The following is a 12,528-nucleotide window of genomic DNA, read 5'->3' as shown; positions in this document are numbered from 1 at the left end:
AGCCGACATATCGTGCTTGCACAGGATTTTGCCGTTATGAGCGACACCCCATCACAACCTGCCGACTCGCCAGAGCCGGCCACGCCCGAGGCGCCCCCGCGACCTTGGGCTGAAGTGCAGCCCGAGCATTTCAAAATGCTGCGCCTGGCGCCCTTACCCACCGATCGCAGCACCGGGGCGCGGCCTTTGCGCTTCGTCCAGTTTGGTTATGCCGAGCGCCACAACAAAGAGCAGAGCTTGCTGCGCCTGAGCATTTCGCTGCCCGGTCAACAGGTCCGCAAAGAGCAAAACCAGCTCGATATCTGGCTTGATCACACCACCCAACTTGCCAGCATCAGCCCTGAACGCGGCGTGCTGGTTGAGCCGCTGAACCGGGGTATCGGGCGCTTTCTCATGGCCCAGGGCGCGCAGTGGGTACAGAAAAAATGGTCACGCTATCGCTTTGAAAGCTTCGATTTGCCGACCAAGGACGCCCTGCACGAAGACATGCGCCTGCGCCGCGACCATTGCTTGCGCACCCAGGGCTTTGACGTGATCTATGAAGACGCCCTGCATCGCAAGGCGCGGATTGAAACGGGGCTTGCGGCAGATTTGTACAACACCTGGAACAGCGAAAAAATCCAGTTTGTCGAGATTCTCGAAGCGGCGCAGATGCTCCAGCAAGCCGAACAGAACTTGCAGGAACAAGAGCTGAAGCTGCGCGAAAAAGACGAGAAGATCAGCAAGTTCAAGCGTGAAGACACCGGTTTACGCTTCACCATCACCTGTCTGGTGGCGTTCGCCGTGTTTCAAGCTGCCTTACTGATCTGGATTGCCACCCATCGCTGAAGGCAGGCCCCCTTGCAGGGCCTGCCGGGTTTCACCCCTTAAACCCGTGCAGCAAACAGCGCCTGATGCTCGCGGCACTGCTCAGCGGTCAGCATAAACACGCCGTGGCCGCCATGTTCAAAGTCGAGCCAGGCAAAGTCCACTTCCGGGTACAGCGCTTCAACATGCACCTGGCTGTTGCCCACTTCGACAATCAACAAACCTTTGTCGGTCAGATGATCCGCTGCTTCGGCCAGCATCCGCCGTACCAGATTCAAACCGTCATCACCGCAGGCCAGGCCCAGCTCAGGCTCATGCTGATACTCGGCAGGCATGTCGGCAAAGTCTTCGGCATCCACATACGGCGGGTTCGACACGATCAAGTCAAAACGCTGGCCGGGCAAGCCATCAAAACCATCGCCCTGCACCGTGTACACACGCTCATCGACGCCGTGGCGCTCAATGTTCTGATTGGCCACTTCCAGCGCTTCAAACGACAGATCCGCCAGCACCACCTCGGCATTCTGGAACTCATCGGCACACGCGATACCGATGCAGCCCGAGCCGGTGCACAAGTCGAGAATGCGCGCCGGTTCAGCGCCCAGCCATGGCTCGAAACGTTTTTCGATCAGCTCACCGATCGGTGAACGCGGAATCAACACGCGCTCATCGACAATAAACGACATGCCGCAGAACCAGGCTTCGCCTAACAGGTACGCCGTGGGCACGCGCTCCTCGATGCGGCGCTTGAGCAAATGCTGAAGGTTCACCAGTTCGTCGTCTTCGAGACGGCAATCGAGGTAGCTGTCGGCAATTTCCCACGGCAGGTTCAACGCACCCAACACCAGTTGACGAGCCTCGTCCCAAGCGTTATCGGTGCCATGACCAAAAAATAGATCTTCCCTGTGAAAATGGCTAACAGCCCAGCGAATATGGTCGCGCAGTGTGCGCAGTCGGGAAGTGATCAACGGTCTTACTCCTCAAAATCGACCCACGATTCTAACAGCCAAATTCCGACGCGGCCAAAGTTGTGCCGGACGGTGATCCGGGGCACACATTTGTACGCGTCTGAATCCGTTACAAAAAACTTAAAAACGTTACATTTCGTAGGTTTATGCACGTTTGCAATGTTTCTTGACATCGCTGTAGGCCAACAACGGCGTGGCTTACACGACTGCCCATTCACATAAACGCTCGGCCAGTGGAGAATGTCGCAAAAGCCCCACTCAAAGGAGCCCCCGAATGTCCGCTTTAAAGACGATGTTTCAACTCACTGGGCGTGGTTATGCCGCAGCTAATCTGAGCAATGCCAGCCTGCTGATCATCGATGCGCAAAACGAATACCTCAGTGGCCCTCTGGCCCTGTCCGGGATGGAAGCCGCGACTGCCAACATCGCCCTGCTCCTCGAAGCCGCCCGCAAGGCCAAACGCCCGGTGGTACACGTTCGCCATCTGGGCACGGTCGGCGGCATGTTCGACCCGCAAGGCCCACGCGGCGAGTTCATCGCCGGGCTTGAGCCGACAGGCGATGAAGTGGTTATCGAGAAGCGCATGCCCAACGCCTTCAACGACACCCGCCTGCGAGAAGCACTGGAAACACAGGGTCATCTGGACCTGATCGTCTGCGGCTTCATGAGCCACTCCAGCGTCAGCACCACCGTGCGCGCCGCCAAAGACTACGGCTTTCGCTGCACCCTGGTCGAAGATGCCTGCGCCACCCGCGACCTGCCCACCGCCAACGGCGTCATCAGCGCGGCAGACGTGCAGCGAACCGAAATGGCGATCATGAATGACAACTTCGCCACCCTGGCCCAAACCAAAAACCTCATCTGAGCCTGCCACTGATAGGCGGCGCCCTTTGACCGCCTATCTGCACCCTTGCTGTGCGCCAGCTTGAACTCCGATTTCGGAGCACCTCAGGAACAACCCGCCCATGTTCCTGTCTGAAGGGCCGATACCCTATAAGGAAAGATCGGAATGAAGATCTCCGATGGTTTTGATGCACGACGCTTACGCCCTAAAGAACACCGAAACTGGCGCGCATGGCTGATTCTGACCCTGGCTGCCCTGCTTACACTGGCAGGGGTCGCGTTACTGTTGACCGGCGCCAGCAGCCTGATCGGCCACCCGGCGGCTCTGGGCGACCTGAACGCCAACCCCACCGCTGCCGTACTGGTGCTGATCGCCGGGCTACTGGTCAGCTGGCTGGGCATCTGGCTATGGCGCCGCAGCCGTCGGCGCATGCGTGCTCCATTTGGCTTGAACATGGCGCCGCACCTGATGAAAAAGCGCGACTAATACACATCGGCCTGCCGATTGTCGTCGACTTGGGTAAACTGTGCGCCCTTCGCGGAGGCTGACATGCAAGACGACGACTTTTCCCTGTTCAAAAACGAGATTCGCGGTGTCAAACCGATCAAGCATGATCGCGCCGACACCGGCAAACCCAAAACTGACCGTGCGCAACTGGCCAAACTGCGGCAAAACGCTATCGTGCGTAGCAACACCACGATCATTGACGGTTTGTCTGACCAGTTTGTGATTGATGTCGGCCCCGAAGATCAACTGCACTGGGCCCGCGATGGCGTGCAAGAAAGCCAGATGCGCAAACTTAAGCTGGGCCAGATCAGCTTCGAAGGCAGCCTGGACCTGCACGGCATGACCGTCGAAAAGGCCCGCGAAACGCTCTGGGAGTTCCTCGGCGAAGCCACCCGCCTTGAAGTCCGCTGCGTGCGCGTCACCCACGGCAAGGCCGTGCGTCTGGACGGCAAAAAACCCATGATCAAAAGCCACGTCAACACCTGGTTGCGCCAACATGCCCAAGTCCTGGGTTTCTGCTCCTGCCAGGCCAAACATGGCGGCGCTGGCGCCGTTTACGTCATGCTCAAACGCACCATGATGGAAGGCCGCGACGAGTAACCGCGCATCGCCACACTTGCAGCGCCGAGTCAGCCCCCGTACCCTTGCCCTTTGCGAAAAATCCCACAGGTAGATTAATGTCCCTGGAACAAAACTACACCGCCATCCTCGGTCAGCTTGGCGAAGACGTCTCCCGCGAAGGTCTGCTGGACACGCCCAAGCGTGCCGCCAAAGCCATGAAATACCTTTGCCGCGGTTATGAGCAGACCCTCGAAGAAGTCACCAACGGTGCCTTGTTCAGCTCTGACAACAGCGAAATGGTGCTGGTCAAGGACATCGAGTTGTACTCGTTGTGCGAACACCATTTGCTGCCTTTTATCGGCAAGGCGCACGTGGCCTACATTCCAAGCGGTAAAGTGCTGGGCTTGTCGAAAGTCGCACGTATCGTCGACATGTATGCCCGTCGCTTGCAGATTCAAGAGAACCTGAGCCGTCAGATCGCCGACGCGGTGATGCAAGTCACTGGCGCCCTGGGCGTTGCCGTGGTGATTGAAGCCAAGCACATGTGCATGATGATGCGCGGTGTCGAGAAGCAAAACTCGTCGATGATCACTTCGGTGATGCTGGGTGAGTTCCGCGAAAACGCGGCCACACGCAGTGAGTTTCTCAGCCTGATCAAGTAATCCGGGCATAAAAGAGCCGGCGTTCATCGCCGGTTTTTTTTCGCCTGGCTGTTTCGGCTAAGCTCCCTCCTTTATTTATTTGCCCATGAGGCTTTCTACTGTGTTTATCAAAGCGCTTCGCATCGGTTTGGGCCAATTGATCATCGCCGGGGATTTCATTACCCGCCCCAGCAAAAAACAGCGCCCTGCTGCTGACCAGGCAAAAGTTGATCAAGCGGCCAAAAGCCTGACCCTGTATCAGTTCCACGCCTGCCCGTTTTGCGTGAAAACCCGCCGTAACCTGCGCCGCCTGAACGTGCCAGTGGCCCTGCGCGACGCGAAAAACAACGAGCAAGATCGCCATACCCTGCTGGAGCAAGGCGGCAAGATCAAAGTGCCTTGCCTGCGGATCGAAGAAGACGGCAAGACCACCTGGATGTATGACTCCAAAGTGATCATTGAGTACTTGAACACACGGTTTGCCAGCGTTTAAACGCCAGTAGCAGCTGCAAGCTGCGATTTATTGATGTTTAAAATCAACCCATCGCAGCCTGCGGCAGTCCCAGCTTAATCCAGCATCCCGACATAGCGCGGCTGGCTCGCCACGCGCTGTATCCAGGCCTGGATCCCCGGGAACCTGCTCAGATCAAACCCGCCCTGATGCGCCACGTGGGTGTAGGCATACAGCGTCACGTCAGCAATCGAGAAGTGCTCACCCACCAGATACGGCGTGCGTTGCAATTGCTGCTCCATCACCTCCAGCGCCCTGTAACCGCGCTTTTGCAGCTTGCGGTATTCCTCTAGCCGCTCTTCGGGCAAGCCCAGATAGAACTGGATAAACCGTGCCACCGCAATGTAGGGCTCGTGGCTGTATTGCTCAAAAAACTGCCACTGCAATACCTGGGTGCGCAAACGCGGCTCGGTGGGTAAGTAGTCACTGCCATCTGCCAGGTAGTTGAGAATCGCGTTGGACTCCCACAGGCAGGTGCCATCTTCCAGTTCCAGCACCGGCACTTTGCCGTTCGGGTTTTTTGCCAGGAACTCAGGGGTTTGTGTGTCGCCATTGAGAATGTCGACCGACTGCCACTCATATTCCAGGCCCAGCAGGTGCAGCATCAGTTTGATTTTGTAGCAGTTGCCCGAGTTGTAATCGCCATAAACCTTGAGCATCGCAACTCCTAAGCCGCCTGTGCGGCGTGTGCTTGACGGATAACCATTGCCAGACGCTTGAGACCTTCATGCAAGCGTTCTGGATCAATGTGACTGAAGTTCAAACGCAGACTCCCCACGTTCTGGTCCGGGTCGGCGAAGAACGGCTCACCCGGCATAAACGCGACGTCTTGTGCCAGCGCTGGCTTGAGCAAGGTGCGGGTATCCAGCGGCTGCTTGAGGGTCAGCCAGAAAAATAGCCCACCCTGCGGCACCTGCCAATCCGCCAGGTCCGAAAAGTGTTCTTCCAGCGCGGCCTGAAAGCCGTCACGGCGCACGCGGTAAAAATCACGCAACACCGCCAAATGGTTGGCCATTTTCTCGGTGCCGATCCACTGCAACGCCTGCCATTGGCCAATACGGTTGGTGTGCAAATCCGCCGACTGCTTAAGGCGCAGCAAGTGCGGAAACAAATCCGGACTGGCAATCAAAAAGCCAACGCGCAGGCCCGGCAACAGGGTTTTCGACACCGTGCCGGTGTAGATCCAGCTGGCTGTTTTCAAGCGACTGACAATCGGCGTCGCGCTGCCGCCATCAAAGGTCAGTTCGCGGTACGGCTCGTCTTCAATCAGGGTGACACCGAACTCGTCGAGCAGCGCGGCCACGGCGTCGCGCTTGGCTTCGCTGTAACGCACGGCAGACGGGTTCTGAAAGGTCGGAATCAAATAGATAAAGGCCGGGCGGTGTTTAGCCAACTGAACACGCAACGCTGCCAGGTCCGGGCCATCGGCCTGTAGCGGGAAGGTCAGGCATTCGGCGCCGAACAGTTGGAAGATTTGCAGCGCTGCCAGATAGGTCGGCGCCTCAAGCATGATTTCGGTGCCCTTGTCGATGTACAGCTTGGCTGCCAGGTCGAGTGCCTGTTGCGAACCGCTGAGCACCAGCACCTGGCTCGCCTCACAGTTAACCCCTAACGCACGCGCTTCTGCGGCCAGCGCCTCACGCAGGGCCGGTTCGCCTTCGCTCATGCCGTACTGGCCCAAAGATACGGGCATGTCGGTCCAGTCGACTTTAGGCAGCATCGACTCTGCCGGTAGCCCGCCGGCAAAGGACATGACTTCCGGACGCTGAGCAGCCGCCAGAATTTCACGGATCAAAGAACTTTTAAGGCGCGATACACGTTCGGAGAAAGCCATTGAGGTCACCCGTAGCAGAAATCATTGGAAATAAGTCAAACTGGTTGACCGAAATTACGCCTCAGCGACTGGATACGTCAATATGCTTGACCTTAAAAACCCGACCACCCAGCGTACAGCCATGCAAGCCTTCTTCTTTGGCTACCAAGCGTTCACGGCCAAGGCCGACGAGATGCTCGCCCGGCGCGGACTAAGCCGGGTTCATCAACGCATCGTGTTTTTCATTGCCCATTACCCTGGTGTCAGCGTCAAGGAACTGCTCACCTTGCTCGGCGTGAGCAAGCAAGCCCTCAATACACCGTTGCGCCAATTAATCGAAATGGATTTGGTCGTCAGCGTGGTGCCGCCCTCCGACAAGCGCAAACGCCTGCTGGAACTGACCGCCGACGGTGTCCGCTTTGAAGCCAGCCTGCGCCGCGAACAGGTTAAATTGCTGCAACGGGTGTTCGAACAAGCCGGTGAAGAAGCGGTGAACGGCTGGCTGACGATCAATCAGGCGCTGGGGCAAAGCCGTTCAAGCTGACAAACCTGATAATTTGAAAACAATACTTGCTTTATTTGTATACAAACGCATAAATCAGCAGACCCCGATCGTGCAACGGGAAACGCTTGTACGGGTATATGGAGAAAGTAATGAGTCTGGAAACCTGGCTGCTGTTCAGCAGTGCCGCCTTGGTCGTGATCCTGATTCCAGGGCCACTGTCGTTATTGATGATCAGCAACAGCCTGAACTACGGCTTGCGCCGTTCTTACCCGGCATTTTTGGGTGGGGTGATTGCCTCGATCTGCTTGCTCAGCGCATCGGCGCTGGGCTTGGGCGCCCTATTGCTGGCGTCGGAGCAATTGTTCAGCGCCCTTAAAATCATCGGCGCGCTGTACCTGTTCTACCTGGCCTGGCAAAGCTGGAAGCAATCGCGCCAACCGGCAAGAGCCACTACAGTGCCGGACGCCGCACCAAAACCGCGCTTTCGCGCACTCTTTGGGCGCGCGTTTGTGCTCGGGGCCAGCAACCCCAAAGACATTTTGTTTTTTGCCGCGTTCTTGCCGCAGTTCCTTGACCCCAACCAACCCTTTTTGGGGCAACTGCTGGTGATGATCGCCACCTGGACCGTGCTCGACCTGCTCTGCAAGCTAGCCTACGGCCTGGGCGCCCACGGCGCGGCGAGCTACCTGCGCAGTGGCAAGGGGCAAAGCTGGTTCAATAAGGTCAGCGCTGGCTTGTTCAGCGTGGCGGGCACGGCCTCGTTGTTAAGCCGTTAAATCACACCGCCACTGTAGGAGCGAGATTGCCTCGCGATCTTTTAAAAGGTCAAAAGATCGCGAGGCAAGCTCGCTCCTACAGGTTTTGCTTAAATCGCGGGCAAAAAAAAGCCCGCAGTGTGAGCGGGCAAATCATCTACCACGATGCGAACTTTTAAAGCCTAACTACCACGGTACGTCGAGTAACTGTACGGCGAGATCAGCAACGGCACATGGTAGTGATCCTGCTCGGCACTGATCCCGAAACGCAGCACCACCACATCCAGAAACGCCGGCTCCGGCAATTTCACACCCCGTGCGCGGTAGTAATCACCGGCACTGAACTGCACCTGGTAAACCCCTGAACGGTAGTCGTCACCCTGCAACAGCGGTGCGTCGCAGCGCCCGTCTTCGTTGGTCAAGGCGCTCGCCACCAAGGTCAACTGGGCACCTTCAACGCGGTACAGCTCGACCTTGATCGAACTGCCCGGACATCCGTGTGCGGCATCCAAAACGTGTGTAGTCAAACGTCCCATTGAGTGTGCGACCTCCCCGACTCGGTGAATAAATTCGGCTGCCGTGCTTTCAGATAAGCCCCGAAAGACACGGCGATGCGAAGATTAAGACACTTATTCAAAAAATTGTACACAATTAAAAATGCTATTTTTCGCGACACGTCTAACCTGAGGTTTGGAGACTATCAACGCTCAAAGACACGGCCTTTAGAGACTTTGTATTCAGAACCTGACCAATCAGGCAAGTTTTTTGCAAGTACCCTTCAAGCACAAAGCATGATAAAAATGCACGAATTCAGGGTTACAAATTTATTATTAAGTTGTATACAATCAAGTCATCGCAGAGACGCCAAGTCTGGCCAGTCGACTGTTAACACCCACAATAAGGAAGACTGTAGTGAGCGCTGACTACCCACGCGACCTGATTGGTTACGGTCCAAACCCTCCTCATCCGCACTGGCCGGACAACGCCCGTATCGCCCTGTCTTTTGTGCTCAATTACGAAGAAGGCGGCGAACGCAGCCTTCTGCATGGCGACAAAGAATCGGAAGCCTTCCTCTCGGAGATGGTCTCGGCGCAGCCGCTGCAAGGCGAGCGCAACCTGTGCATGGAGTCCTTGTACGAATACGGTAGCCGCGCAGGCGTATGGCGGGTGCTCAAGCTGTTCAAGGAATTCGACATTCCGCTCACGGTCTTCGCCGTGGCCATGGCCGCGCAGCGTCACCCGGACGTGATCCGCCACATGGTTGCCGCCGGCCACGAGATCTGCAGCCACGGTTATCGCTGGATTGACTACCAGTACATGGATGAAGCGCTAGAACGCGAGCACATGCTCGAAGCGATCCGCATCCTCACCGAAATCACCGGCGAACGCCCGCTGGGCTGGTACACCGGTCGCACCGGCCCCAACACCCGTCGGTTGGTCATGGAAGAAGGCGGCTTCTTGTATGACAGCGACACCTACGACGACGACCTGCCCTACTGGGAACCCAACAACCCGACCGGCAAAGCGCACCTGGTGATCCCGTACACACTGGACACCAATGACATGCGCTTTACCCAGGCGCAGGGTTTTAACACCGGCGAGCAATTCTTCCAGTACCTCAAGGATGCTTTCGATGTGCTGTACGCCGAAGGCGCAGAGTCGCCGAAAATGCTTTCAATCGGCCTGCATTGCCGCCTCATTGGCCGCCCTGCGCGTCTCGCCGCCCTCAAACGCTTCATCGAGTACGCCAAAGGCCACGAACAGGTCTGGTTTACCCGCCGCGTGGACATTGCCCGCCACTGGCACGCCACCCATCCTTTTGTTGCCGAGACCGACCGATGAGCGCCTTCAAGACCCTCAAGCCGTCAACCCTGAGCCGCGATGAGTTCGTCGCAGCCTTTGCCGACATTTACGAGCACTCACCCTGGGTGGCCGAAAAGGCATACGACCTGGGCCTGGACGCCAGCGTCGATCAGATCGACACCCTGCACCAGCGCATGAGCGACCTGTTATTGAGCGCCGATCACGACCGCCAACTGGCACTGATCAACGCTCACCCGGACCTGGCCGGCAAAGCTGCCGTCCAGGGCCAACTGACCGAAGCCAGCACCCATGAACAAGCCGGCGCCGGTATTCACCAATGCACGGAAGAAGAGTTTCAGCGCTTCACCGAGCTGAACGAGGCCTACAAAGCCAAGTTCAAGTTTCCCTTCATCATGGCGGTAAAAGGCAGCGACCGGCACCAGATCCTCGCCGCGTTCGAAACTCGCATCCACAACCCGGCAGACGTCGAGTTCAAATGCGCGTTGGCAGAAATCAACAAAATAGCCCTGTTCCGATTACGCCAGCTCTAAGCCGATCCGGCAGGTGCCGGTGAAGTATCTCCAGCCACTTATTTAAAGGCAGACCAGAAGAATGAAAGCTTACGCCGTACCGTTCGAGAAGTTCGTCAACCTGGCCGATGCCCGTCTAGGCACCAAAATTGTTTCGGTGACCGATGACTGGTTCGCAGACGCCAACCGCCTGTTCCAGCCGACCCCGGCCGTGTGGAAGGAGGGCGTTTTCGATGACAACGGCAAGTGGATGGACGGCTGGGAGTCCCGCCGTAAGCGCTTTGAAGGCTATGACAGTGCCGTCATCCGCCTCGGCGTTCCGGGCTCTATCAAGGGCGTCGACATCGACACTTCATTCTTCACCGGTAACTTCCCGCCATCGGCCTCCCTCGAAGCCTGCTTTTTGGCTGAAGGCGAGCCGACTGAAAACACCCAATGGGTTGAAGTGCTGTCGGCGGTCGAGTTGCAAGGCAACAGCCACCACTACCACGAGATCACTAACGACCAGGCGTTCAGCCACCTGCGTTTCAACATCTACCCGGACGGCGGCGTAGCGCGTCTGCGTGTGTATGGCGTGCCATTCCGTGACTGGTCTGCGCTGGGTGACAACGAACAGGTCGACCTGGCCGCCGCCCTCAATGGTGGCCGCGCCCTCGCCTGCTCCGACGAACACTTCGGCCGCATGAGCAACATTCTTAACCCGGGCCGTGGCATCAACATGGGCGATGGTTGGGAAACCGCACGTCGTCGTACCCCTGGCAATGACTGGGTCATCGTCGCGCTGGGTCATGCCGGTGAAGTTGAAAAAATCGTCGTCGACACCCTGCACTTCAAGGGCAACTACCCGGACAGCTGCTCGATCCAGGGCGCGTTCGTCAAGGGCGGTACCGACAGCCAGATCGAAACCCAGAGCCTGTTCTGGCGTGAATTGCTGCCGAGCCAAAAACTCGAAATGCACGCCGAGCACAGCTTCAGCGAGCAGATCAAAGCGCTGGGCCCGATCACCCACATCCGCCTCAACCTGTTCCCGGATGGCGGTGTGAGCCGCCTGCGTGTACTGGGCAAGGTCGCTAAATAAGGAAGACCCGATCGCGGGCAAGCCCGGCTCCCACAGGGAATGCATTTCAAATGTGGGAGCGGGCTTGCCCGCGATAGCAACACCACAAACACCACAGCAATCCAGATAAGAAGACCAACATGCGCACATTACAGATTGAACCGCTGACCAAAGAAGCCTTCGCCCCGTTCGGTGACGTGATTGAAACCGATGGCAGCGACCACTTCATGATCAACAACGGTTCAACCATGCGCTTTCATCGTCTGGCCGAGGTCCAAACGGCTACGCCAGAGTGCAAGGCGATCATCAGCATCTTCCGCGCCGAGGCGCAGGACATGCCGTTCACTGTGTGCATGCTGGAGCGCCATCCGCTGGGCAGCCAGGCGTTTATTCCGCTGCTCGGCAACCCCTTTCTGATCGTGGTCGCGCCCGTTGGCGATGCACCTGTATCAGGCTTGGTCCGCGCCTTTGTCAGTAATGGCAGGCAGGGCATTAATTACCATCGCGGCGTCTGGCACCACCCGGTGCTGACGATCGAAAAGCGGGATGACTTCCTGGTGGTTGATCGCAGTGGCTCAGGCAATAACTGCGATGAGCATTTCTTTAAAGAGGATGAGCGTTTGATCCTCGCCCCCCACCAATAAGAGAAGGTCTGCTCATTCACTCAAGAGTGACAGGCGAGAGGTAAAGACTGTGCAAGCACATCTGATGGAATGGCTGAATCTGGGCGTGCGCTGGATTCATATGATTACCGGTGTGGCCTGGATTGGCGCGTCGTTTTATTTTGTCTGGCTTGAGAACAACCTCAATCGAGCCAACCCCAAAGACGGCCTGTCCGGCGACTTATGGGCCATTCACGGGGGCGGTATCTACCACCTCGAAAAATACAAGCTGGCCCCACCGACCATGCCGGAAAACCTGCACTGGTTTAAATGGGAAGCCTACTTCACCTGGATGTCCGGCATCGCCCTGCTTTGCTTGGTGTTCTATTTCAACCCGGCGCTGTACCTGATCGCTCCCGGCTCCAGCATGAGCGGCCCCGAAGCGGTTGCCATCGGTATTGGTTCGCTGATTGCCGGCTGGTTTGTCTACGACTTCCTGTGCGACTCTGCCTTGGGCAAACGCCCGGCACTGCTCGGCTTTATCCTCTTTTTGCTGCTGGTTGCCGCAGCGTTCGGCCTGAGCAAAGTGTTCAGCGGGCGCGGCGCGTATCTGCATGTCGGCGC

General features: G+C 57.4%; 17 protein-coding genes. 13 read left to right on the top strand and 4 right to left on the bottom strand.

Annotated elements, in window-relative coordinates; all coding sequences use genetic code 11:
* Positions 1–36: 36 nt before the first annotated feature.
* Positions 37–828 (top strand): hypothetical protein, encoded by a 792-nt coding sequence (locus tag GHO41_RS07020; protein WP_153433246.1) that lies wholly within the window; start codon positions 37–39, stop codon positions 826–828.
* A 38-nt stretch (positions 829–866) separates the two neighbouring features.
* On the opposite strand, the gene prmB is transcribed toward GHO41_RS07020, so the two are convergent.
* A complete protein-coding gene (gene prmB, locus GHO41_RS07015) occupies positions 867–1,775 on the bottom strand; it encodes a 50S ribosomal protein L3 N(5)-glutamine methyltransferase (RefSeq protein ID WP_123751588.1) in 909 nt (302 codons plus the stop codon).
* Positions 1,776–2,049: 274 nt separating this feature from the next.
* On the opposite strand from prmB, the gene GHO41_RS07010 reads away from it, so the two are divergent.
* The 5 genes from GHO41_RS07010 to GHO41_RS06990 all read left to right on the top strand — a co-directional run bounded on the left by GHO41_RS07010 (position 2,050) and on the right by GHO41_RS06990 (position 4,821).
* Positions 2,050–2,640 (top strand): cysteine hydrolase family protein, encoded by a 591-nt coding sequence (locus GHO41_RS07010; RefSeq protein WP_048371275.1) that lies wholly within the window; start codon positions 2,050–2,052, stop codon positions 2,638–2,640.
* A 144-nt stretch (positions 2,641–2,784) separates the two neighbouring features.
* Positions 2,785–3,105: a hypothetical protein gene (locus GHO41_RS07005; RefSeq protein WP_048371276.1), complete on the top strand. Its 321-nt coding sequence runs from the start codon at positions 2,785–2,787 to the stop codon at positions 3,103–3,105.
* A gap of 63 nt (positions 3,106–3,168) precedes the next feature.
* Positions 3,169–3,726 (top strand): Smr/MutS family protein, encoded by a 558-nt coding sequence (locus GHO41_RS07000; protein WP_048371278.1) that lies wholly within the window; start codon positions 3,169–3,171, stop codon positions 3,724–3,726.
* A 77-nt stretch (positions 3,727–3,803) separates the two neighbouring features.
* Positions 3,804–4,349 (top strand): GTP cyclohydrolase I FolE, encoded by a 546-nt coding sequence (gene folE, locus GHO41_RS06995; protein ID WP_048371280.1) that lies wholly within the window; start codon positions 3,804–3,806, stop codon positions 4,347–4,349.
* Between the two features lie 100 nt (positions 4,350–4,449).
* Positions 4,450–4,821 (top strand): glutathione S-transferase N-terminal domain-containing protein, encoded by a 372-nt coding sequence (locus GHO41_RS06990; RefSeq protein ID WP_048371282.1) that lies wholly within the window; start codon positions 4,450–4,452, stop codon positions 4,819–4,821.
* Between the two features lie 74 nt (positions 4,822–4,895).
* Here GHO41_RS06990 and GHO41_RS06985 read toward each other — a convergent pair whose 3' ends face one another.
* Positions 4,896–5,498, bottom strand: a complete 603-nt coding sequence (locus tag GHO41_RS06985; protein WP_153351828.1) for a glutathione S-transferase family protein — start codon at positions 5,496–5,498, stop codon at positions 4,896–4,898.
* Between the two features lie 8 nt (positions 5,499–5,506).
* Positions 5,507–6,673 carry a PLP-dependent aminotransferase family protein gene (locus GHO41_RS06980; RefSeq protein ID WP_153433244.1) on the bottom strand — a complete coding sequence of 389 codons (1,167 nt, stop codon included), beginning with the start codon at positions 6,671–6,673 and terminating at the stop codon, positions 5,507–5,509.
* A gap of 82 nt (positions 6,674–6,755) precedes the next feature.
* On the opposite strand from GHO41_RS06980, the gene GHO41_RS06975 reads away from it, so the two are divergent.
* Together GHO41_RS06975 and GHO41_RS06970 are read left to right on the top strand one after the other, a co-directional pair.
* Positions 6,756–7,196: a MarR family winged helix-turn-helix transcriptional regulator gene (locus tag GHO41_RS06975; protein WP_153433243.1), complete on the top strand. Its 441-nt coding sequence runs from the start codon at positions 6,756–6,758 to the stop codon at positions 7,194–7,196.
* A 110-nt stretch (positions 7,197–7,306) separates the two neighbouring features.
* On the top strand, positions 7,307–7,933 hold the full coding sequence (locus tag GHO41_RS06970) for a LysE family translocator (RefSeq protein ID WP_153433242.1): 627 nt from the start codon (positions 7,307–7,309) through the stop codon (positions 7,931–7,933).
* Positions 7,934–8,094: 161 nt separating this feature from the next.
* Here GHO41_RS06970 and uraH read toward each other — a convergent pair whose 3' ends face one another.
* Positions 8,095–8,448 carry a hydroxyisourate hydrolase gene (uraH, locus tag GHO41_RS06965; protein ID WP_048371291.1) on the bottom strand — a complete coding sequence of 118 codons (354 nt, stop codon included), beginning with the start codon at positions 8,446–8,448 and terminating at the stop codon, positions 8,095–8,097.
* A gap of 376 nt (positions 8,449–8,824) precedes the next feature.
* Between uraH and puuE the strand changes: the two genes are divergently transcribed.
* From puuE to GHO41_RS06940, 5 genes are all read left to right on the top strand, one after another.
* On the top strand, positions 8,825–9,754 hold the full coding sequence (gene puuE / locus GHO41_RS06960) for an allantoinase PuuE (protein WP_123751593.1): 930 nt from the start codon (positions 8,825–8,827) through the stop codon (positions 9,752–9,754).
* Entirely contained in the window at positions 9,751–10,266 is a 516-nt protein-coding gene (gene uraD, locus GHO41_RS06955; protein ID WP_048391547.1) for a 2-oxo-4-hydroxy-4-carboxy-5-ureidoimidazoline decarboxylase, read from the top strand. Before puuE ends, uraD begins: the two co-directional genes overlap by 4 nt.
* Positions 10,267–10,327: 61 nt before the next feature.
* Positions 10,328–11,323 (top strand): allantoicase, encoded by a 996-nt coding sequence (alc, locus tag GHO41_RS06950; RefSeq protein ID WP_048371297.1) that lies wholly within the window; start codon positions 10,328–10,330, stop codon positions 11,321–11,323.
* 119 nt (positions 11,324–11,442) lie between these two features.
* The gene (locus GHO41_RS06945) at positions 11,443–11,946 is read left to right on the top strand and encodes an ureidoglycolate lyase (protein ID WP_048371299.1); all 504 of its coding nucleotides are present in this window, start codon (positions 11,443–11,445) and stop codon (positions 11,944–11,946) included.
* 49 nt (positions 11,947–11,995) lie between these two features.
* Positions 11,996–12,528 (top strand): urate hydroxylase PuuD (locus tag GHO41_RS06940; protein ID WP_371928863.1); only part of this gene is annotated, 533 nt, incomplete at its 3' end.

Source organism: Pseudomonas sp. FSL R10-0399 (assembly GCF_009600165.1).
GTDB lineage: Bacteria > Pseudomonadota > Gammaproteobacteria > Pseudomonadales > Pseudomonadaceae > Aquipseudomonas > Aquipseudomonas helleri.
The sequence above is the reverse complement of the archived record's forward strand: the minus strand, read 5'-3'. Positions and strand labels throughout refer to the sequence as shown.

Bases quoted from the DNA above. Each gene is read 5' to 3' on its own strand.
- uraH (WP_048371291.1), bottom strand. From the start codon at position 8,448: ATGGGACGTTTGACTACACACGTTTTGGATGCCGCACACGGATGTCCG.
- GHO41_RS06945 (WP_048371299.1), top strand. From the start codon at position 11,443: ATGCGCACATTACAGATTGAACCGCTGACCAAAGAAGCCTTCGCCCCG.
- GHO41_RS06970 (WP_153433242.1), top strand. From the start codon at position 7,307: ATGAGTCTGGAAACCTGGCTGCTGTTCAGCAGTGCCGCCTTGGTCGTG.
- GHO41_RS06985 (WP_153351828.1), bottom strand. From the start codon at position 5,498: ATGCTCAAGGTTTATGGCGATTACAACTCGGGCAACTGCTACAAAATC.
- uraD (WP_048391547.1), top strand. From the start codon at position 9,751: ATGAGCGCCTTCAAGACCCTCAAGCCGTCAACCCTGAGCCGCGATGAG.
- folE (WP_048371280.1), top strand. From the start codon at position 3,804: ATGTCCCTGGAACAAAACTACACCGCCATCCTCGGTCAGCTTGGCGAA.
- alc (WP_048371297.1), top strand. From the start codon at position 10,328: ATGAAAGCTTACGCCGTACCGTTCGAGAAGTTCGTCAACCTGGCCGAT.
- GHO41_RS07005 (WP_048371276.1), top strand. From the start codon at position 2,785: ATGAAGATCTCCGATGGTTTTGATGCACGACGCTTACGCCCTAAAGAA.
- GHO41_RS06980 (WP_153433244.1), bottom strand. From the start codon at position 6,673: ATGGCTTTCTCCGAACGTGTATCGCGCCTTAAAAGTTCTTTGATCCGT.
- GHO41_RS07010 (WP_048371275.1), top strand. From the start codon at position 2,050: ATGTCCGCTTTAAAGACGATGTTTCAACTCACTGGGCGTGGTTATGCC.
- GHO41_RS07000 (WP_048371278.1), top strand. From the start codon at position 3,169: ATGCAAGACGACGACTTTTCCCTGTTCAAAAACGAGATTCGCGGTGTC.
- GHO41_RS06975 (WP_153433243.1), top strand. From the start codon at position 6,756: ATGCTTGACCTTAAAAACCCGACCACCCAGCGTACAGCCATGCAAGCC.
- GHO41_RS07020 (WP_153433246.1), top strand. From the start codon at position 37: ATGAGCGACACCCCATCACAACCTGCCGACTCGCCAGAGCCGGCCACG.